Below are 21974 nucleotides of genomic sequence, written 5' to 3' on the forward strand. Positions count from 1 at the left end.
CCTGCTTTTGGAGTTCAAGAAGCTTTTTGGTATCACTGTCTGTTTCAACGATAAGTCTTTCCGCTTTCTTTTTCATCTTGCCATATTTTGCCCGCCACCTTCTGACGGTGCTGTCTGTGATTTCATATTCCCTGACAAGTTCGCAAATTCTGACGACCCCTGACTCCAATTCCCGGACTTTTTCAATCTTAAAGGATTCACTGAAATTACGGACTCGACGCTGGGCTATGCTCATCTTAAACTGATTTCTATTCGCCATCTTTCTACTGATTTGGTTAAAATTTATCACGGTTTAACGGTCAGCGTATTTCAGGCACTATCAAAATGAAGACTGACGACGGAAGACGGAAGGAGGGAAAGGGACGGGAGACGGGAGACCGAAAATGAAGACGGAAGACGGAAGTTGGAAGAGGGACGGAAGACGGGAGACGGGAGACCGAAAATGAAGACGGAAGACGGAAGGTGGAAGACGGGAGACGGGAGAAATCTGAAATTCTGTGTTGTTCAGGTTTTTCGAAAGGACCATTGGTTTATTGGCGGAGTAGGATCAGGCCTTATTTTCCAAATAGGCTGATTTTCTTGCAGTTTCAACTCCTTCAGAAAACCGAATGCATTTCCCATCTAACTTTCCTCAAATTAGCTGCATTCCGCTACTTTTCGGCTGTATTGGAATTCGGGTTTAAAAAAAAGAAACCCTGACAAAGCCAGGGCATCATTCTTAAAAACCTATTTAGAACCTATAAAATTTTCTTGTTTTAACCCGTGATATGTATTCCCATCCATTTCTATTCGAGCCAGAAAACAACCCAATCAGTCTTTGCCTACTGTTTTTGAATCACCACATTGGCCCTTCGTTTTATTCAACAAACAGTCTGATTTTTTTGCCTTTAAAATTCAACACCCATTTGGAAACCGAATGCATATTTCAGGTTTAAACCGTTTTATGCATTCCGAACTCCATTCAACAGTATAATTAACTGATGTTCAATTGGCTGTTGATTGTTTTTGACTTCAGCCTTTTGGAGTCAGGAAACAGTCTCCCAATAATCTGATTTTCTTGCAGTTTCGATCCCATTTGGAAACGGATCCCATATTTCGGGTTCAATCCTTGTGGAATATTGAAAATCAATCTGCGGAGCTGTCCTTCAGTTCCTTCTTTTCAAAAGGGATAAAGGAAAATTCAGGGGTTTTGATCCACTGAAGAATCCTTGGCAATGCTGCCCCGATTGTCAAAATACCGCCCAAGATCAACACATGATAGGGATTGGTGAAATAACTACCGGAAGTAAACACCCCCAAAATCAACAGGATGCTGAATGGCATCGATACGGCCAAAACATTGATGCCCAATTCCAAATCAAATGTAGGCTTGTTTTCCAAAGCCGGATTGGCTTTTTCCATGGTCCTGACAGCCGACATGTGTGCAAAGGGCCAGAAACTGCAGGCACTTTGAGGAAACACCACTGCCAGTAAGATCGCCGCTTCGCTGGGCAAAGGCACCAATAGGATAAATATTCCACTCAGAAGAAAGGTAATCCCGGCCCTGAAAGTCAACAAGGATGTGATCAACCGCAATTGATCCCACTTGAAAATCACCGCCACTCCGATAAACAAGAGCACCAAGGGTGTCATCATGTTCTTCATCATCACAATGCTTTCGCTAAGAAAGACGGGCAGCTTTTCCAAATTCAAACCAAAACTCAGCAAGAGAATGGCGATGATCATGACCATGTTGATCGGTTCCTTGACCATTGCAATCAAAAGCTCCTTTATTTTCTGCCCGTTTGAGCGATTTGCCAATCCATGGCTTTTGTAAAACCAATGCATCGCAAGAAGATAAGCCAAAATCAGAACAAAGATTTTGTTCCCGATATCTGCCAAAGCTCCCCAAGCAAGCACATCATCGCCCAAGTATTCCACCAGGAAAGGGAAGCAGGACAGGCCTGGGGCCAATGATGGCAACAGCATCATCAAAGTCCTCATGGCAGGTGTCGCTGCTTCCACTCCGAAAAAGGGCATCACATATCGGGTCACCAATAGCATCAACACATTGAAAACCAAGGCCAACACAGGAAGAATAAGCAAATCTGAATTGATTTCGATTTTCAGCAGGGCCACAAAAATCATCGCTGGCAATGCGATGTCCAGAATGATGGTCTTGAGGCCCTTTTTATGATCTTCTTTTATCAGCTTGTTTTTAAGAAACACACCTATTAAAATCAATAAAAGCAATGATATGGTTTTCTGAAGTGCAATACCCATAGTAAAATAAGTTTAGACAGTGACGGATTTAAAGGTTTGTACAAACAATTCCATTTCAGACATGGTCCCCATGCTCACCCTGCACCAAGGTTTATCGTCAATGTTAAACACCCGGATAGCCACTCCCCCATCATACATCCCTTTCATGAATTTTTGGCCTTCCATCTTGATCGGGAAGATCATGAAACTGGTAGAGGAAGGAATGCTTTCATACCCCAAAGCCGTTATTTCTCCCAAAACATAGTCCCTGCATTCGGAATTTAAATTCCTGCAATCCGCCAAAAAACGCTCCTCTTTCATGCTGGCGATGGCTCCGCGTATGGAAGTCACGCACAAGCCCATTGTGCTGCGCACCAAACTGGTGATGGACTTCAATCTTTCAGGTTGCGCGACGATATACCCTATTCTCAACCCAGCCATTCCATGGACTTTGCTGAACGTCCTGGCGACAATCACATCTTTGCCCTCGGCGACCAAGCCCACCATCGAATGATTTTCGGGTTTGTCCAGAAATTCCAAATAGGCTTCGTCCACAAAAACAGGGGTTTTTGCCGATACTTTGACACAAAAAGCTTTCAGTTTCACGGGATCTGTGATGGAACCGGTCGGGTTGTTCGGATTGCAGACGTAGACCAGGTTGGTTTCCGAATCCACGGCTTTTTCCATGGCATCCAAGTCATGAGCATAATCTGTGGTCAGCTTTACCGGCTTCCAGGAAGCCCCAAGGGATTTGGCGGTATTGATCAGGGACATATAGGAAGGATCTGCAGACACGATGTTTCCCCCGTCCTTGAACCGGACAAAAGCGGTTTTTTCAAGAAGATCCGAAGAACCGGGTCCCAGCATGATGTGCTCAGGTGTCACGCCTTCTTTTTCCGCGATCATGGCGATCAAAGTGGCTGCATCTCCATGTCCATATCTATTCCCCAAAGCCACGGATTGCGAAATGGCCTTCACTACTGCAGGCGCCGGTCCATAAGGGTTTTCATTTGCAGAAAGCCTCGCCATGATTCTGGCCTCCTCCATTTTGAAATTGGGGAAGTTCTCTTTCATGATACTGCTGGCATTCAAAAGGGGCGATGAATTCTTTACTCCTTTTGACATGGCCATGGCTGGCGTGAGGGCGATACTTCCTGCTGCGAGAAGACCCGATTTTAGCCAATCTCTTCTGTTGATTTTCTTGATCATGATGGTTTTTGGTTGAAGTGTTTTGATTTTTATTTTTGATTTTTTTGAATTTTTAATTGTCGACAATGCCCGAAAGCACTGCCAACAATCTATTTGGGGTATAAACTGAATTGGGAATTCTTAGAAAGATATATTCATTGCACCCGGACGGTGTGGTATTTCCGAAAGGATAGATTTTTGTGCATGCCGGCAAATTCAAGCCGAACCTGACTGCCCGAACGCGCTGCGGTCAATCCCAAATCTGCCCAGGAAACCGAAAGCGAAGCCTTGCCATCGGACCCTGTGGTCACCGTTCCGACCTCATTGGTTGCATTGATAAATACCCGAAGGACCAAATTGGAAACCGGAATGGAATCAATTCCTTTGGTATGGTCAAGGATATTGGTTTTGTCCAATTCCAAAACCGTGGAAGTCACCTCTACTCTGGCCGTAGAAGGGAAAGTGGAACCTTGAAGGAGAACCAAAACCGGTGAAGCTACATTTGGAGTAGCCAATCCATCGGCCTCTACACAAGATTGCAGAAGCAGAAAGGCCGAAGCGATCAAGGTGAACGAAAGTTGAACTATTGATTTTTTCATGGTTTTTAGCATTTAGATTGTAGATGCAGTAGTTTTTATTCTTTCCACCAGAGTGGTGATCTCATGTTGTCATCTCCACCAAGTTTGCGAAGGCCTTCCTCAAGATTGTCACGGTTGAGTGAATACTCGGCGGTAGGATATTCTATCCTTGTGGGAAGAATCCCGTCGTTGCTGAAGACTGCATTGGGATGGGCTGGCGGCATGATGGGAAAACCTGTCCTTCGGTATTCCGTCCAGGCTTCCACTCCCTGACCGAACAGGGCGAGCCATTTTTGCGTCATGATGGTTTCTTTGTCCACCGTCCCGATTCTACTCATATAATCACTTGGGAAAGCAAGACCATGCTGTTCAAATGAAGCTTTGATCGCTGCTTCCAAAAGCAGGACGGGGTCACCCATGATATCTCCATCCAGGGCCGCTTCTGCCTGGATAAAGAGCAATTCAGAATAGGTCATCAAGATGCTTGGGGCCGTCGGACTCAAAAATTTGGTACCGATCCGGGAAACATTGAAATCTCCAGCTGCTGCATCGGTAAGTCCGTTGGGAAGTCCAGCATAGCTGCCGTCATCGATGGGTTGGGCATACACCTTGATCCGATCGTCTTTCAGCGCAACAAGCTTGTCGATCAAAGTTCTGCTCATGTTCCAATCCGAACGGGTGGAAAACACGTCGAACATTTTATTCCGACTGCCAATCACATCCACGTGCAGAAGCTGTGCAAAGTCATTGTTCCCCGTAAAAACCGGATAAGTCGCAGGGTCTGCCAAAATTTCACGCATAATCGCCCTGGATTCTGCAGGTTTTTTTGCCGCTTGATGGTTGGCCAAGCGGAGCCTGAGTGAGTTTGCGAATTTCTTCCAACGCAGGATATCCCCTTTGAAAAGGATGTCTCCGGAGATGGAAGGACCACCAACCACCAACTTTTCATTGGCAATTTTCAGCTCTTCCAGCAATCCCGCATAAATCACTTCCATCCCATCATATTCAGGAGAATTGATCGGTACGGCTGCTGTTCCCTTGAGCGCTTGGCTGTAGGGAATCGGTCCAAATACATCGGTCAAAAACGCAAAGGAAAAGGCCTTCATCGTCAGGGCAACTCCCGTGTAATTGGAATTGGGAAAGGGTCCCTCCGGTGAAGAAAGCCTCAATACACTCTCAAAATTGACCAGGGATTCATTGTAAATGTTGTTCCAGGTGGCTGTGGAGATCGTGAGCGGAATTTCATAGCTGTCCCCCTCGACATTGATGTAGATGTTTCGGGAAAGGTGCTGGATCCAACACATCGCTCCATCGATGTTCAATCTTTCATACCGGGTGCTGTGTCCCCAGTACCGATCTACCGAGGTTTGAATCGCATAGGGCAGCAAAAGCGCCGGTGAAATGGCAATGGGATTGTTTGGATCTGTATTGATTTCCTCAAAATCCTCCGTACAGGACTGCGCAAAAACCAAGGAAAGGCTCAGCAGCAGAATGGCTTGTAAACGTATTGCTTTCATATTGAATTTCTTTTAAGGTTGAAGACCGGGATTTTAGAAAGTGAGATTGAGATTGAAACCGACATTTCTTGTCGAAGGCATTTCCCCATAAGCAAATCCTTGGGCATTCCCACCTTTCATATCCACTTCAGGATCCATGTGGGGATGGTTTTTGTACAGAATGGCCAAGTTCCTTCCGACCACGGATACTTTCAGCGACTGGATAAATCGGGTACCGATGATGCTCTTTGGAAAATTGTACCCCAATGTCAGTTCCCTGAATTTCACATAAGTGCCATCGAAAATCCCTGCTTCATGAAAGGTCCTTGGATTCTGGGCATTCCAGAAAGTCGATGCTTCCACGATGACATCATTGGGCACATAGACAGGCGATTCTGCGGAACCCACATTGACCACTCCCTGACCGATGATTCCTTCTTCCCTACCGATGGCCGTTTCTTGGTACATCCCTGTTTTCCTTGCCAAACCGGTTCCCACATCGAAAATGTCACCCCCCATTTTGACATCTATAAGGGTTCCGACGGAAAGTCCCTTGTAAGAAAAAGTATTTGAAAAACCGCCGATCCAATCGGGTTGGATATTGCCGATCGCAAAAGTGCCATCTTCCAACACAGGCAATCCATTCCGATACACGATTTGTCCTTCCGGAGCGCGTAAATATCTTCTTCCGTAAAGGGTGCCATAGGGTTGGCCCACTCGGGCTTCAGAGGTGAGACTGTTTTGTGTGCCCAGAATGTAGTTCTCAAGTCCTTCCGCCAGTTCGACGACTAGGTTCCGGTTCCTGGAAAAATTGAAATTCATGTCCCAGTTCAGGCCGGTACGGGAGACGATGGGTCTGCCGCTGAGCATCAACTCCACCCCTTGATTGGTGATCTTTCCTGCATTGAGGATCTGACTGGCATATCCGGATGCTGTGGAAATGGACACGGCCAAGATTTGGTTGACGGTCGCTTGGTGATAATAGGTGAAATCCAATCCCAGTCTTCCTTTCAAAAACCGAAGATCCAATCCGATTTCTTTTCCTGTCGTGATTTCAGGCTTCAGATTCCTATTGGCAATCGCCTTGGATTCGGAATAGGTGGGAATGGATCCTGCCCACAACCCCCTGGATTGGTACACCTGGTTGAGGACATAGGGATCGGCATCATTTCCCACTTGTGCCCAACTCCCCCTGATTTTGGCGAAAGACAAGACATTGCTTTTGAAATCAAACATGTCTGTCAGCACAGCACTCAAAGAAACAGAGGGGTAAAAGAAAGAATTGGCAGCAATGGGCAGTGTACTGGACCAATCATTTCGACCGGTGACATCGACAAAGAGATAATTGTTGAATCCAAACTGTGCCGAGGCAAACAAGCTGTTCACCACCTGCTTTCGGATCACACTGCTTGGCGTCACTGGACTTGCATAATTGCCCAAGTTGTAGAGACCATCAATGGTGAGTTCGCCCACATTTACCTGATTCGTTTTGTTGTAATTGGTGCGGTTGATTCCACCTGCCTGAACCTTTAAAGAAAGGCGGTCTGAAAAATCCTTGTCAAAAGTCAGGATGACATCATTGTTGGTTTCCTGACTCCTGAAAACGATTTCCTGATAAGAGCCGAATCTTTTCACGTTGTTTTTGGTGAACTCGACCCCGGTGACATTCAATCTTGTGTCTGACCAAAAATCTGTTCCCGAACGAACCAAGACACTGAAATTGTCATTCAGCCGATAATTCAGCGCGATGCTGCCGACCAATCTGTCCTTCTCATTCCCATTGGTGTATTTTTCCTGCAAAAAGTAGGGATTGCTGAAATACTCATGCTGCCAGTTGGCATAGGGATAATCATCCCCTGGCCGAAAAGTCTGGGATTGGATTTCATAATAATCTCTCCAATCTTTCAATTTGGTAAAATCCGTATGCCGGTGTGACCAAATGAAGTCCTGACTGCTCGCAAACCGTCTATTTTCTGAGCCTGATTTCACATACTCCGCACTGACCGTGACCTGCAAGTCCGGGGTAAATTTATACCCCGTGTTGAGTTTGAAGTTGTTTCGATAATAATCATTGTTAAACATGATGCTCTGCTGATCCAAGCGCCCGATGGACAATCTGAAATTGCCCTGCTCATTTCCAGCGGAGATCGCAATGTTGTTGCTCACGCTCCTGCCTGTTTCCCAGAAATCATCCCAGTTGCCGGGCTGTGGTGTGAGCGCCACGAGGCCAGGGGCGGAATACCAAAGAGGGACCATTCTCCCATCCATGGGAGCACCCCAGCTTTCATCCACTCCGGCTGTTCCCCGAACACCATTGGCGTCAAATCCATTTCTTCCGTCCACATACCATGTCCGGTAACCGGCACCGCCACCATAGACATTTTGGAATCCCGGCTCGACCAATGGTCTGTCAAAAGTCATGTTGGTATTGAATTCCACCCCCAATCCCTTTGTTCCCGAACCATCCTTGGTCGTCACCATGATCACGCCGTTTGCAGCCCTCGAGCCATAAAGCGCCGCTGCGGTCGCTCCTTTCAACACGTTGATTTCCTTGATATTGTCCGCATTAATTTCAGACAATCCATTCCCATATTGCCGGGAGGCGGATTGTTCCAAGGGCACGCCATCCACGACGACCAAGGGCTGGTTGTTTCCCGCGACCGAAGAAGCTCCCCTGATGACGATGTGGGCGCCACTACCCGGCATGGAGTTTCCCGTGATCTGAACCCCAGCGATTCTACCCGAAAGGTTATTGGCAATATTGCCTTGTCTGGCTTCACTCAATGCATTTCCATCCACGCTTTGAACCGTGTAGCCCAGGGCTTTTTTGTCCCTTTCCAAGCCAAATGCGGTGACCACGATTTCACTCAACCCAATGTCAACGGATTGGAGTTGGATGTTCATCACCGATTCCGCACCCACTTTCATTTCCTTGGTATTGAAACCGATAAAGGAAACGACCAGAACAGTTTCGGTCGCTTTGCTGTCGATTGCCAAGGCAAATTTCCCTTCCATATCGGTAACGGTTCCCTTAAGCGTTCCTTTGATCAGGATACTGGCGCCGGGAATCGGCTCTCCCGTTTCATCCAGCACCATTCCCTTGATTTCCTTTTCCTCTTTATAGGTTCGGGCGGTTTTAGCACTGAGGCTTGTGGAAGTAGAGAATGGGCGCTGCGTTTCGTTCTTGACCAGCATATAAAAATTGCCGGTTCCTTTGGTATAGGTCAAATTGGATCCCTTGAGCAGGCGGTCCAGGTTTTGTTCCAAACTGAGCTTCGAATTGGCTTCAAATGCTCTTGCGGCTACCTGTTCCGTCAAATCAGACGAATAGGCAATGGAAACCTTAAAGGTTTCTTCCAATTTTTGCAATGCCCCGTCCAGGGAGGTATTGCCCAGTCCTTTGAGATTTACTGGACCCTTTGCCAATTCCGTTCCTGATTGTGCCTCCGCTTTTTGGGGAACTGTGATTCCCAGGAGCAGCGCAACCAATACATAATTTGTAAATTTGTTGAACATAGATCGCTTGATTAGTGGTTGAATGATTCATTGTGCTTCCTTTGGGCTATTGTCAATCATTCTTAATCCTAATTCAATCTCATCTCGGCGCTTTGCTGCTTTTCCAATACTGGGTTTAGGCAGTATTTTTCAAGCTGGTCTCTTTTGGACACCATTGCAAGCACATTTTACTTTTACAGAATTATTTTGGGAGGTAAATCACTGTCTGGCCAAACAGTTTCCGGTATTCAATAGATTGTTAGGGTATGCTCTTTATAGGCAATCTGTTTATCGAAAAGAATGGAAAGGTTTGCCGCCATCTCATGGAAATCTGAGCCAATGGGAAGTGTTCCCGTTACTTTTTTCAGATCCAATTCATTTGAAGCCAGCACCACTTCCAATCCGTAGATTTCCCCGATGATCGCCAAGACTTCTTGCAGGTCATCCTCTTTTAGCTTCAGTTTCCCCTCTTTCCAAGCTGAAATCCGGTCAAGGTTTTTGTGGGGTTCCACGGTCAATTTCCGGGAATTCCCATCAAATTTCGCCAACTCTCCGGGTTCAAGGAAATAAGCTTCTTCATGCCCAATCCCCTCTTTATTCAGATTGATTTTGACACTTCCCTCGATCAGCCCCACGGCAAAGAGATCCTGCATGTTTTTCATGTTGAAAGTGGTTCCAAACACTTCCACCGCAAATGGATCCCCCTCATTGATATGAAACCTTTGTGGATCACTGGTCTTGGCCACTTCGAAGTAGGCCTCTCCTTCCATTTGTACCTTGCGGTCAAAGGTTGTCCAGTGGGAATTGGCATAAGACAATTTGGAATTTCCATTCAGGGTAATCTTCGTTCCATCCGGCAATTCGAACCGGGCCACTTCCCCGGGCTGTGTTTCATAAGAAATGAAATCCGGTTGCCGCGCTGTCCAAAACAAATAAGAATACACCGCCACAAGACCAAAAACCGCCGCAACCCTCAGATAAGAGAGAATCAGATGTTTTTTCCTGGATTTTGCTTCGGCAAGGTTTTTTTGAACGGTGATTGCCCCAAACATTTTATTCCTCAGGGAAACCAACTCCGCCTCCGAAATCGAATCGGTAAACAAAGTTCCCCCATCAATCCCCTCACCATCGACACCCATTTCTGTGGTCTCGAAAGTTTCCGACTGGAGATCCAGTGGTTCATGAAATAAATGGAGAGGATTTTCCTTCATTGCTTTTGTCTTCTATCTTATAAGTCACTTATGACGGAATAATCCTCCATCGCAAAACCGAAAATTTTCAAAATAATATCAAATCCCCCGTAAGGACCAGAAATGAAAAGGAATACTTTGTCAATTGTTCGCGAATCTCTTTCAATGCTTTGATCATGTGTTTCTCCACCGTGCTTACAGAAATCTCCATGTTCGCCGCAATTTCATTGTAACTCAAGCCGCCATTGAACCTCAATTCATATACTCTTTTTCTTTGTGTAGGGAAGTGGGTGACCACTTTCTTGATACAGGATTTCAAGTCCTTGTAAAAAACCCGCTCTTCCACATGGGACACATTTTTTTCTCCTTTGGACTTCTCTGCCGAGGCAAATTTTTCCCTTACAGACTGGGCTTTGTGGTGGTTGATGACTTTGTACTTGATCGCCGTAAAAAAATAAGAGGCCAGGGAGGTATGGATATTCAACTCCTTTCGTTTTGCCCAAAAATCAATAAAAACCTCCTGAACCATCCCTTCCACCACTTCTCGTTTTCCCGATCTTTGGTAACCATAATTGAAAAGTTTCTTCCAATATCGATCATAAATGATCTCAAAGGCGGATTCATCTCCGTTTTTCACCCTCTCCACCAAGGATTCATCACTTTGTTCTAAATTTGACATCATCTGAATAGGTAAAGTTTTCCAATAGGCCTCGTCGAAATTTTAAATGGCAGGGTATTTAAGGTATTGCTTATTTTTAAAACCATATTTTATAAATTATGCAACAATTTAAAAATTCATTGTCAATATTAAAACCATATTTTAGATTATTTACACTTTTTTTAATAATACTGGTTTATTTTTAAACCTAATCAGATTTTCAGTTGAAAGAATGCGCTGCCTATTTAAGACAGGCATCCACATTCATTTTCCCAAAAAGATACATTCCTCGTGGCTAGGAATCCGTGTGGTGCACTGCCCTTCTTATTCCAGACTGGAATTCACTCATAATCAATCCGTTAAACACTGTTCATGGCTTCACCATATCAGTAATGCGACTTGTTCTTACAAGGGTCTGATCTTCTTGCAGTTCCAAGCCAATTGGAAAACCCAATGCATATTTCGGCTTGTAGGGATTTGGATAGGATCATTTTATTTTTTTGGTCTTATCTTTGCCTATTGATTAAGGAAATCACCTTTTAGTATGAAAAAATTTTTGTTGGGTTCAATATTTTGCTTAGCGCTATTGACCCATACGGCAGACGCACAGGAATACCATTCGAGATGGATTTTTATCTCCGAATTTTCCCCTTCCTTTCCAACGGACAAAGCTAAAATCCTTGAAAACCCCTACCAAAGCCAGAGTCTGGAATGGAGAAACAGTTTGGGCATGAGGATTTTTGGAGAAATGTTCATTGGATTCAATGTTACTTTTCGATCCTACAATCAAAAAGAAACTGCCATCTATCCTGACAATGAGCCTTCTGGAATTACCAGCACGTACAATTATAACCTGGAAAACAAACTTTTTGGAATGGGGCCTTTCCTCACAAAATTTTTTGAAGTGAGTCCAAATTTTTACTTAACAGCAACTGTCCTGGCCAATTTGGAGCAAGGAAGGGGAAAACAAAGCATATTGAAAGACACGAACTGCCAGAACTGTTTTGAAAATACAGCCAATGTCAATTTTACCGGAGAATCCAATGTCATCCTAAACCGGGAATTCAAGGAGCTTGTCCTTTATGGCAACGCAGAGGTTGGATTGATTTATCTCATCAACCCATCCTTAGCGGTGAATGCCAACCTGATGTTGTTTCGCTACGAAAGAAACAGCTCACGTTCAGGAAAATCAAGAGTGGATGATTCCCGGGGCGCTGAAGTGGACCGTAAGGTAAATGTCTCCAACAGGGGAATTTCTCATGTAATGGAAAGACCCATCCTACGCATTGGCATCGTCATTCCTCTGGGCCTTTGGGAAAGCAGGTATTGAGCTTGTCGAGATATTTTGCAGCGTTTAGGGCAGAACCGTTTATCCCCCTTTCCGCTGCCGCTACTTCCTCACCCTGAAAGGAATTGCGGGCAAATCACCGCTGTTGTACAGATTCACTTCGGGATTATCCGCCCAGGCATACCGGATTTCAAGGGGAGATTTGACGCTTGCATGCGAAACTTCCACTTGATTGGGCGCAATGAGCTTTCCTTTGGCGGGATAAAAAACGCCATCTTCCCCGGCCAGAATAAATCCCAACACGGCATCCCCTGACCTGAGCTTCAAGCCCTCTCCGCAATACTCAAACTCGAGCCTGACCTTATCGGTACCAAAATCGGCATTTTTGAGCTTTGGTCCCGAAAAAAGCAACTCTTCCCCATAGGCCACTTTCTTGGCCGCCAACCAAAGTCTGTGGCCGACATCTTTTTTGTTTCTGGGATGAATGTCTTCGGCATTTCCCACATCGATGGTCACGGCCATCCCGGTATTGGGAAGCGCCAGGGTATTGGTTTGGGCCTCACGCAAAAATGCCCAGTTGGATTCCGGCTGGACTTCCTTTCTTTCCTGCCAATTGGCCAACTGGACAAAAAGGAAGGGGAAATCCCCAATGCCCCAAGCCTGTCTCCATTGCGTGATCAATGCCGAAAACAATTCCTGATAGTGTTCGTGCTGATCCGCATTGCTTTCACCTTGGTACCAGATCACCCCTTTGATGGGATAGTTGAGGATGGGCGCTAGCATGGCATTGTACATAAAGCCGGGCTGATAGTGGTGGCTTTCCACGATGGGGATGGCTTCTTCTACCCTATTGTTGTATTTCCAATCCCCCTCCAGGGAGATGGTTTTGCCTTCGGTTTTCAGATAAAACTGCTTCTCCTTTCCCAAAACGGGGCTGTTGTCCCATGTATTGATGATCCTGATGGCCATCAGATTCTCCCCCTTCTTCAGCATCCCTGCGGGGATGATCATTTCATTCACCTGGTCGCCCCAATCCTTGTAGAAAAGGCGCATCCCATTCAGATACACATAGGCCATCTGCTGGATATCGCCCAGGTTCAGTTTTACATTTTCGGTCTGATTGACGGTGAATTTTTTCCTGAACCAGGCGATATCCCGAAAGGGATTGTCCTGTGGAAGCTTTACCGTGGACCAGGCACTGTCATTGTAGGCAAGATTTGCCACCCCTTGGATCTCACCATTTTCAGGAGCGGCCACCAATTCATTTCTTTTCAATTCCCTGAGCTTGTTGTCAATGACCTCCTGCTTCCAGTAATCCGCCCGGCTGATCACGTCCTTGGCTTTTTCTTGGTATGCCGGCAATTCCGTCAATTTCTCCGCCGCAAGCCATCCTTCCGCAGGAGTTCCCCCCCAGTTGCTTTCGATGATCCCAATGGGAATCCCTTTTTCGAGGTGGTTTTGCTTGGCAAAGAACCAGGCGATGGCCGAAAATTTCAGGATATTGTTCGCGTCCGCGGTTTTCCATTCCCCGCCCCGCACGTCAAATTTATGCTTGGCATCATAATCATGCGGGATTTTGAAGAACCGAATCAAGGGATAATCGCTGTCGGCTATTTCCTGGGACAATCCTTCCACACCGGCACTCAGCACCCATTCCATATTGGATTGGCCGCCTGCGAGCCAGACCTCACCCACTTGTAGATCATAGAATTTCTTTCCATTGACTTCCAGTTCATAGGGACCACCGGCAGGCAGTGGATCCAGTTCCACCAGCCATTTCCCCACTTTGTCAATTTTGGTTTCCTTTTCCTGACCTTTAAATTTGACCAAGACCTTTTTCCCAGGAATGCCCTCCCCCCAAATCCGGATCGGCTGCTCCCGCTGCAAGACCATTTGGTCCCCAAAAATCTTCGGGAGAAATACCTCGGTCAAAGGTTCATCGTCTTTACATGAGGCAGTCAAGAGCAACAGCATTGCGAAAAAAAGGAAGTTTTTCATGTTAGGAAGTAAGAGGTTTGAAAACGGAATGAAAGATAGACTTTCGGTTTTCAATTGTCAAGTTTATGCGTGTTTGGGGAAAGAAGTACGAGGTAAAAGCTAAAATTGTGACATTTCAGAACCGGATTAAAGTATATCTTGCCCTGATTCCAATTGAGGTGCCTGTCAAAATTAAATGATTAAATGCGTATTTGGATATTTAGGAATTAGTTATACTTTTAGATAGGTGAAAAATAAGGGGGAGTTTTGGTGGCATGTATGGCAAATGGCATGCCTTACGCCATAATGGCGGGAATCAAACTGTTGAACAAAACCTCCTGCGTCGGTAGTTATTTCGGCAGTTAGTTATGATTTTTATCTTTATCCTTCTGATTTTTAGACAGATGGGTTATTTTTATAGCATGTTTAATCTAAATTCCTTTCAATCATGGAAAAAAAAGCCTTCGCCAAAGGATGGTGGAAGAGATGCAGATCAGAAACTATGCTGCAAGAACCATCCGGAACTACACCGAATCCATCTCACGTCTCGCACTGCATTTCAGGCAGTCTCCCGAGCTGTTGGAAACTCAGCAGATCAAGGATTTCATCCACCATTCCTACTATAACCAAAAACTGTCCGTTTCCTCAGTCAACCAACTCATCAGTGCTTTAAAAATACTTTTTTTAGGAGTGTTGGGCAGGGAATGGGATAACATAAGTATCAAAAGACCTAAAAGAGAGAAAAAGCTTCCCAATATCCTTTCAAGGGAAGAGCTGACCCGGATCCTCAGCCTTACCCAAAACCGGAAACATTACTGTATTTTCTCACTTACATATTCCGCCGGACTCAGACTCAATGAAGTCACCAACATCCGTTTCCCAGATATTGATGCAGCAAGGATGCAACTTAAGGTAAGGTACGGAAAAGGCAGCAAAGACAGATTCACGCTTTTGTCCAACAGGGTCCTGAAAGAACTCAGGGACTATTACAGGGAGTTTCATCCCAGAAACTATCTCTTTGAAGGAGCCAAACGTGGGGAACCGATTAGCCATCGAACTGTCCAGACAGTTTTCAAACAGGCGACCAAACGTGCCGGCATCACCAAGGACGTGTCGTTTCACAGCCTGAGACACTCCTTTGCCACCCACCTGCTGGAGCAGGGAACCAACCTGAGGATGATTCAGCAGCTGATGGGGCACACCTCTCTCAAGACTACCACTGTATATCTTCACGTGAGCCATATTGAGCCTTCCCAGATCAAAAGTCCTCTGGACAACCTGTAATGGAAGCCGTCAATGCCCGGAATTCAGGCGCAGAGCTTTCGGATATCCTTCTTTTGAACAAAAATGCCTTCTTTTCCCATAACAAGCTTTGTGTGGACCAGATCAAGGCATATGAAGCCATCATCGGATGCAGGACCTCCAAAATGGGGAGCCACACGCTGGTCTGTGACAACTGCGAACACAAAAAGACCTGCTATAACAGCTGTAGAAACCGCCACTGTCCCAAATGCCAATATGTCAAACAGGTAGTCTGGGTGGAGAAACTCAAGGCAAGACTGTTGCCCGTGAGATACTTCCATATCGTTTTCACAGTCCCGGAGTTTCTCAACAGCATATTTTACATCAACCAGCGGGAATGTTACGACATGCTTTTCTCATCTTCGGCCCAGACAATGAAAAAGGCAGCAGCAAATCCGGAATTTCTCGGTGCTGAAACGGGCTGCCTTTCCGTATTGCACACTTGGGGACAATCCCTGAATTACCATCCCCATATCCACATGCTTGTACCTGCGGGCGGACTGGATCCAGATGGAATGGAATGGGTAAAGGCAAACCGAAAATTCTTTGTTCCGGTAAAGGCCATATCGAAAATCTTCAGAGGTGTTTTCATGGACAGGCTCAGGAAAGCGATTGCGGCAGGTTCACTCAACATCCCGCAAAAACAGTCGGCACTGTATGCAAACCCGAAGAAACTTAATTGTTTGGCATATGAAAAATACTGGCACATACATATCAAAAAAACTTTCCGGGGAGCAAACCAAGTCGTCAGCTATCTTGGCAGGTACACACATAGGGTCGCCATCAGCAACAGCAGGATACTGGATACAGACGGGAAAACCGTTAGCTTCAGATGGAAAGACTACCGTGACAACCGGCACAAGGTCATGGAGCTGCCCTGCGGGGAATTCATCAGACGATTTATGCAACACATACTACCAAACGGGTTTTACAAAATCAGGTACTTCGGTATATTGGCACCAGCCAACAGCAGGACCAAAATGAATGATTGCCATTGTCTTTTAAACCAAAAAAGACAGGTCTCTCACTATGAAGGGCTAACGACGTATGAAGTTCTCAGAAAGCTTTTGGATGAAAATATCTTCAGATGTACCTGCTGCGGTAAAGGAACAATGGGTTTTGGAAAACCACAACCAGATAATGGAATACCCTGAAAAGGATAAGGTTGAAAGTTCTTTGACATCTTGAAGCAAACAACCAAGGCAGGGCGCTGCGAGGAAAAGGTATGCCCAAAAACAATCAACAAGTGTCCAAAAGCATGTCAAACACAACAAAAAAGAACGTCCCCAAGGAATTTTCCGTCATCTTCGTCCAAAACCAAGGCAAATAAATGCCCATAATCCCGGAGGCTCCGTCCAACTATGTTTTAACCGCAATTTTGGATTATCGAATAAAATAGTTATTTTTTTGCCTGAATTGCGTTTAAAACACTTTACGTTACAAGCAAGTGTAAAGACTGCCCCGTCCTAAAATAGGTTGACTAAAAATGGAAAAAGAATATATTCAAACAATTGCCAATCAGGATATTTTAGATTTAATTGCTAAAAGAAGGGATATTTATATCAAAGACCCATTGCTTATTGTGGAACATTTCAACAATGAAAATAAAATCATTGATGAATACAACGGTCGTCAATTGCTGGAAATGATTCAAAATGCAAATGACGAAAGCGATACTTTTAAACCTAAAAAAGTTAAAATAATATTAGAGAATAACACATTGTTAATTGCTAACAATGGAAACCCATTTTCAATTGGTGGCGTAGAATCACTAATCTATAGTGATTTGAGCCCTAAAGTAATGGAAGAAAACAAGGTAGGTCAAAAAGGGCTTGGTTTCCGTTCAGTACTTAACTGGTCCGAAGAAATTTATATTGCCAGTTATGACCTGCATTTAAAATTTTCAAAACAACACGCTAGAGAATTTCTGGATGGGTTAATAGCAGAAAACTCAGAAATTCAAACAGTTTTAAAGCGTAAAACAAAAAAGTCTTTTTCAATTTCTCTTTTGCGTTGCCCTTATTTAGAAGAAGATACCAGTCATAAAAAAGAAACCGATTATGATACAGTAATAGAATTAAGCTTAAAAGAAGGTATCAATCAAGACATAAAAGACCAAATTGAGAAAGATATTATTCCAGAAATATTAATCTTTTTAAACAAGCTTGAAGAAATTGAAGTACAAACTGATGAACATCATTTTCTATTAAAAAAAGAAACTACTGATAATGGTATACTGATTACCAAAACAGACTTTTTAGACGATCAAAATAATGACAGTTGTTTGTGGTTTACTTCTGAAGAAAAAGGAAAACTTACAAACAATGAAGTCACCAAAAATTATGAATTAAAAATCGCATACAATCCTAATAGTAAACCATCAATTCAAAAACTCTTTTCTTATTTCAGAACCGATGTAGATTTTCCTTATCCAGTATTGGCTCACGGTTCCTTTGAATTAACTGGAAATAGAAATCAGCTAATTGAAGACGAAAACGGATTTAATAAAATGTTGTTAGACAAATTAGCAATGTTGTTAGTGGATTGTTCTATTAAGCTTACCAAAGAAAATAGATGTAATTATGAAGCATTAAAACTTATTATTCCATCGATTACAAATAATAGCAGCTTAAACAACGCACCTTGGAATTTTAATAAAGCTATAGATGTTTCTATTGCAGATACATCTATTTTTCCTTCTATTAACAACAAATATCTAAAGCTTTCAGAAAACATAAAGTTTTATGAAGTGCCTATACATAATAGCATTCCTAAAAAAGCGTACTCGCTATTTAATACGCTTTTGCAAGCAACTTTCGATAAAGAGATTATCTACTATTTATCAACGTTAAAGATTAATTTAAAATATCCAGACAACGAGTTTACCAGTAAAATCAATCAAATTGTTGACAGTAATTATTTAACAGAAAGACAACGTGTTGATTGGATTTATTTGGTTTGCGAAAAAACGAAAGATATTTACAATAGTAAAAATCCAGCGTTGCCATTTCTACTTATAAATTCGGAAAATAAAAAAATCAAAAGCTTTGATACTGTAATTGTACCACCAAAAGAAGTAACCTATAAACTTCCTAAAGGCATTAAATTACAATTTTTAAATCAAGATTTGTACAGAAGAATTAGAACTCGATTTGGTAATATTCCTCCACGTCAAGTAATTGAAAAACTAAATCTATACAATGTAGCAGAATATGCGATGAATGTTGTGGTTCAAAAAATTATTTCAAGCACAAATGAAATTGTTAGAGCAGGTAAAAAAGACAAGGTCAATGCAATTCAAGAAATGCACAAAGCTTTATTTAGTATTTATAACTCATTAGATGACAACACAGATGCTAAAAACACTTTTCCAGTAACATTAACTTCTCCATATCTATTCACAAGAAATAATGAATTAAAAGAAGCAAACAAATTATATTTTGGTAAAGAATATGCTTTAGGGTATTTAATGGAAGATTTGCTAAAAGAGGTTAATAAAGATGTTTTTGTGGGTTCTTTAGAACAAAATGGTTTATTTGAAGAACAGAAAGAATCAGAAATTTTAATGTCAAATCATTCTATTGAAAAATATTTGAAATGGCTTGGTATTGCTGATTTTCCAAAGAAAGAAATAAAAGAAATAAAATCACAATCTTTCAGCAATGATGATTATTTAAAGTTTATTATACAATCAATAAGATATCCTTTCACAACGCAAGGGTATAATGAAAAAATAGAAAACATTGCAGAAATGAAAAACTGTTGGGATTTTAAATGCAATGTTTTATGGTATGAGCATTTTAATGAAATAGTTAGCGGGGCAACTTTTGAAAGTTTATTAACTTGGTTCTTAAAAGATATTGAGCTGATTAACTCATTAGTTACAAACCAAGAATTTGGTTTAAGTGATTTTCGATTTGCATATCCTAAAAAGCAGTATTACCGTTACATACCAAAATCATATATTAAATCGTATATCTTTTTCATCCTTCAAAAAACAGCTTTTATTCCTGTTGAAAATGGCGAAAAATCAACACCAAACAATTGTTTATTAGACAGCAATAATTTAAGTCCATTAGTCAAAACACCTAAAATAAATTATACAGCAATACCATTTATTCACAATAATATTGATGAAGAGCAAATCAATTATTTTTTAAAAAGAATTGGATTAAAAGACAGTTTGAAAGATTTAACTATTCAATCACTTTATAAATTATTAAACCAACACAATACACATTTTTCAGAAGCAACTAGCAATATTCAAAGTTTTTATATGGCTATTATAGAAGCTACCAAAAACAGAGAGGTTATAGAAGACAGCATCGAAAGGAGAAAATATATCGAAACAGGTAAGATTTACGCCTATTTTGAAGGTAAGAACAGCTTTGCTCCCATAAGTGAAGTAACCTATGTTGATAATCCCAATTTCAGTCAGGATTTATTAAAAAAATTGAAAGTTTCCAAGTTACCACACCGTTCAGGAAACCAAAGAATTAATAGTTTATTTGGTGTACAGCCATTAGATTATATAAAATTTAATGTTCAGAAAAATGTAGAATTAAACCATAAGCTCAATGAAGCTTTTGTTGGAGAATTAAATGAAATGAAACCTCATTTATTTGCATACCGTTTTCAAAAAGGATTGAAAAAAACACAATTGGAATTTGAATTATCTGCAATAAAAAACATCAAGATTATTATGGCATATAGTCTTGAAGTAAGGTACCGTTTAAATGATGTTGACAATGATTTATCCCTAAACAAATATGAATATATACAAGATGAAGTTTCAAAAATCTTCTATGTTAAATTAGACAGTGATAATGCAAATTATCAAGAATTAAAAAAGGATTATAGATTTAAGGAAACAATTGCTGACATCATCTGTGGTGCATTAAAAGTAACAGAAAATAGAAAAGATTTTATTTTATTATTAGGTGAAAGTCCTGCCAACTGGATTCATCTTTTAAAAAGAGAGTTTGAAGATTATGAAACTATTGAAAAAGAAATCATAGGAAAGTTTGAAGGAGTTTTATCATCTGAACAAAGATTTTGGAAGCTGTTGTTGGATTTAAAAAAAATAAAAATTAAATCTGAAACAGATTTAAATATTGATTTTATTCACGATAAGTTATTTATAAAATTGCATAAAGATGTTTTTTTTGAAATATTTAGAAAGTTGGATTACAACAATCTTTCTGACCGTAAAAACTTCTTACATATCCAAAAAATATTCCAATATATAAAAATTGATTTAGCTGACTTTAATTCATTTGGCTATAAGATTTTAAATTTTGAAAGTTATTTACAGAATCAACTATACACATATCACAAGGTTTTTTCAGAAAAATACGCTACCTTCTTATACAACAAAAAGCAATCAAATGGTTTTATAGAAAAATGGGAACAGGTATCTAAATTCAATTCCTTTAAAGTAAGTAATTCAATCAATTTTGATGTCAAAAAGGCTCATAAATTAGCAATTTCACAAAGTTTTAAAGGTATAAATTATAATGCTATTGAGGATATATTAAAAGTTGATTTAGAGGCAATATATAGTAAAAACATCAAGACATTAGAATCTGACTTGAGATTACTACCAAATTTTAATGATACTATTTTCAATGATAATAAATATGAACTTTCATTCAGGAATGCTTTATATTTTAATGAGGTAGAGAACATAAAAACAGATTTAATTCAAAAATTCAATAATCTAACCGAAGACCATACCGAACTGAAAATTAATATTGCGAATACCTCAGTTTCTTTTTCTAACAATAATGTAAACGATTTATTTGATTTCATTGAAGAGCAAGTAAAAAATAATGATTTAACAATGGATTATTATGACCCAACAAAAGTCCTAGAATCCGTTAAATCTGGTAATGGAAATAGTTCAGGCGGTCAATCTTTTAATGGAAAATCAAAAAAATACAAAAATGAGAATATTGGTTTTATAGGAGAAAAATATGCTTTTGAGTTGTTAAAGAAAGAATTTGAAAGCGTTGAATGGGTCTCAGAATATGCAATAAAGGCAGGATTTCCTAATGGTAGAGACGGCTTGGGTTATGACTTTGAATGTAAAAAAGGAGTTGAAACACGTTTTGTTGAAGTAAAAAGTTCTGTCACCAATAACTACTCATTTAACATAAGTATGAATGAGGTTAAAGTTGGACATTCAATAGAAAAATCATTTGATATACTTTTAATAACTAATCTTTTATCTGATGATATTAATTTCAAATATTTAAGAAATATATTTGATTATACAAACAATGAGAGTTTTTTGGAAAATTCAAAATTTCATGTAGAAAATGACAGTTATAAAATTAAGTTTAAATGATTTCAGTTTTGCCAATAAATCAAAAAACACCAGCTTGTAACAGGCGTTTGGCTCAATGGCGGCTTAAGTGGTTAATTGAACATTCTACCTTGCATCAACTTTTGTGGTGTATTGACAGTTTTGTGCTCCGTAATCCGCCACTGCGCCAAGCGCCAAAACGTTGGCGGTTAGATTAAAAAGATGAGAAAACAACTTAATACTACAACAATCAA

Annotated in this window: 13 protein-coding genes; 4 read left to right on the forward strand and 9 right to left on the reverse strand. The window is 41.5% G+C overall.

Annotation, left to right across the window (positions count from 1 at the left end):
• The 8 genes from F824_RS0112825 to F824_RS0112875 all read right to left on the reverse strand — a co-directional run.
• On the reverse strand, nucleotides 1–259 hold a 259-nt coding region (locus F824_RS0112825), incomplete at its 3' end, for a transposase (protein ID WP_019598302.1).
• Between the two features lie 866 nt (nucleotides 260–1125).
• Nucleotides 1126–2262 (reverse strand): AEC family transporter, encoded by a 1137-nt coding sequence (locus F824_RS0112845; protein WP_019598306.1) that lies wholly within the window; start codon nucleotides 2260–2262, stop codon nucleotides 1126–1128.
• A 12-nt stretch (nucleotides 2263–2274) separates the two neighbouring features.
• The gene (locus F824_RS0112850; RefSeq protein ID WP_026333691.1) at nucleotides 2275–3450 is read right to left on the reverse strand and encodes a pyridoxal phosphate-dependent aminotransferase; all 1176 of its coding nucleotides are present in this window, start codon (nucleotides 3448–3450) and stop codon (nucleotides 2275–2277) included.
• Nucleotides 3451–3584: 134 nt separating this feature from the next.
• Nucleotides 3585–4028, reverse strand: a complete 444-nt coding sequence (locus tag F824_RS0112855; RefSeq protein WP_026333692.1) for a hypothetical protein — start codon at nucleotides 4026–4028, stop codon at nucleotides 3585–3587.
• A gap of 35 nt (nucleotides 4029–4063) precedes the next feature.
• A complete protein-coding gene (locus F824_RS0112860; protein ID WP_019598309.1) occupies nucleotides 4064–5524 on the reverse strand; it encodes a SusD/RagB family nutrient-binding outer membrane lipoprotein in 1461 nt (486 codons plus the stop codon).
• Nucleotides 5525–5557: 33 nt separating this feature from the next.
• Nucleotides 5558–9019 carry a SusC/RagA family TonB-linked outer membrane protein gene (locus F824_RS0112865; protein ID WP_019598310.1) on the reverse strand — a complete coding sequence of 1154 codons (3462 nt, stop codon included), beginning with the start codon at nucleotides 9017–9019 and terminating at the stop codon, nucleotides 5558–5560.
• A gap of 227 nt (nucleotides 9020–9246) precedes the next feature.
• Complete coding sequence (locus F824_RS0112870; protein WP_019598311.1) at nucleotides 9247–10209, reverse strand: FecR family protein; 963 nt, start codon at nucleotides 10207–10209, stop codon at nucleotides 9247–9249.
• Between the two features lie 67 nt (nucleotides 10210–10276).
• Nucleotides 10277–10870, reverse strand: coding sequence for an RNA polymerase sigma factor (locus tag F824_RS0112875; RefSeq protein ID WP_022582335.1), 594 nt, complete (start codon nucleotides 10868–10870; stop codon nucleotides 10277–10279).
• 520 nt (nucleotides 10871–11390) lie between these two features.
• Between F824_RS0112875 and F824_RS0112880 the strand changes: the two genes are divergently transcribed.
• Entirely contained in the window at nucleotides 11391–12176 is a 786-nt protein-coding gene (locus F824_RS0112880; protein WP_019598313.1) for a hypothetical protein, read from the forward strand.
• Between the two features lie 60 nt (nucleotides 12177–12236).
• Here F824_RS0112880 and F824_RS0112885 read toward each other — a convergent pair whose 3' ends face one another.
• Nucleotides 12237–14132, reverse strand: a complete 1896-nt coding sequence (locus F824_RS0112885) for a sialate O-acetylesterase (RefSeq protein WP_019598314.1) — start codon at nucleotides 14130–14132, stop codon at nucleotides 12237–12239.
• Between the two features lie 453 nt (nucleotides 14133–14585).
• Here F824_RS0112885 and F824_RS0112895 point away from each other — a divergent pair, with 453 nt between their 5' ends.
• From F824_RS0112895 to F824_RS0112910, 3 genes are all read left to right on the forward strand, one after another.
• On the forward strand, nucleotides 14586–15395 hold the full coding sequence (locus F824_RS0112895; protein WP_019598316.1) for a tyrosine-type recombinase/integrase: 810 nt from the start codon (nucleotides 14586–14588) through the stop codon (nucleotides 15393–15395).
• Entirely contained in the window at nucleotides 15395–16567 is a 1173-nt protein-coding gene (locus F824_RS0112900; protein WP_019598317.1) for an IS91 family transposase, read from the forward strand. The genes F824_RS0112895 and F824_RS0112900 overlap by 1 nt, the downstream gene beginning before the upstream one ends.
• Before the next feature lie 332 nt (nucleotides 16568–16899).
• A complete protein-coding gene (locus tag F824_RS0112910) occupies nucleotides 16900–21762 on the forward strand; it encodes a sacsin N-terminal ATP-binding-like domain-containing protein (RefSeq protein ID WP_019598319.1) in 4863 nt (1620 codons plus the stop codon).
• Nucleotides 21763–21974 lie beyond the last annotated feature (212 nt).

It is taken from the genome of Rhodonellum psychrophilum GCM71 = DSM 17998, from assembly GCF_000381545.1.
GTDB lineage: Bacteria > Bacteroidota > Bacteroidia > Cytophagales > Cyclobacteriaceae > Rhodonellum > Rhodonellum psychrophilum.

Excerpts from the sequence above, each read along its gene's own strand:
- F824_RS0112845 (WP_019598306.1), bottom strand. The coding sequence starts at position 2,262 with ATGGGTATTGCACTTCAGAAAACCATATCATTGCTTTTATTGATTTTA.
- F824_RS0112850 (WP_026333691.1), bottom strand. The coding sequence starts at position 3,450 with ATGATCAAGAAAATCAACAGAAGAGATTGGCTAAAATCGGGTCTTCTC.
- F824_RS0112855 (WP_026333692.1), bottom strand. The coding sequence starts at position 4,028 with ATGAAAAAATCAATAGTTCAACTTTCGTTCACCTTGATCGCTTCGGCC.
- F824_RS0112860 (WP_019598309.1), bottom strand. The coding sequence starts at position 5,524 with ATGAAAGCAATACGTTTACAAGCCATTCTGCTGCTGAGCCTTTCCTTG.
- F824_RS0112865 (WP_019598310.1), bottom strand. The coding sequence starts at position 9,019 with ATGTTCAACAAATTTACAAATTATGTATTGGTTGCGCTGCTCCTGGGA.
- F824_RS0112870 (WP_019598311.1), bottom strand. The coding sequence starts at position 10,209 with ATGAAGGAAAATCCTCTCCATTTATTTCATGAACCACTGGATCTCCAG.
- F824_RS0112875 (WP_022582335.1), bottom strand. The coding sequence starts at position 10,870 with ATGATGTCAAATTTAGAACAAAGTGATGAATCCTTGGTGGAGAGGGTG.
- F824_RS0112880 (WP_019598313.1), top strand. The coding sequence starts at position 11,391 with ATGAAAAAATTTTTGTTGGGTTCAATATTTTGCTTAGCGCTATTGACC.
- F824_RS0112885 (WP_019598314.1), bottom strand. The coding sequence starts at position 14,132 with ATGAAAAACTTCCTTTTTTTCGCAATGCTGTTGCTCTTGACTGCCTCA.
- F824_RS0112895 (WP_019598316.1), top strand. The coding sequence starts at position 14,586 with ATGGTGGAAGAGATGCAGATCAGAAACTATGCTGCAAGAACCATCCGG.
- F824_RS0112900 (WP_019598317.1), top strand. The coding sequence starts at position 15,395 with ATGGAAGCCGTCAATGCCCGGAATTCAGGCGCAGAGCTTTCGGATATC.
- F824_RS0112910 (WP_019598319.1), top strand. The coding sequence starts at position 16,900 with ATGGAAAAAGAATATATTCAAACAATTGCCAATCAGGATATTTTAGAT.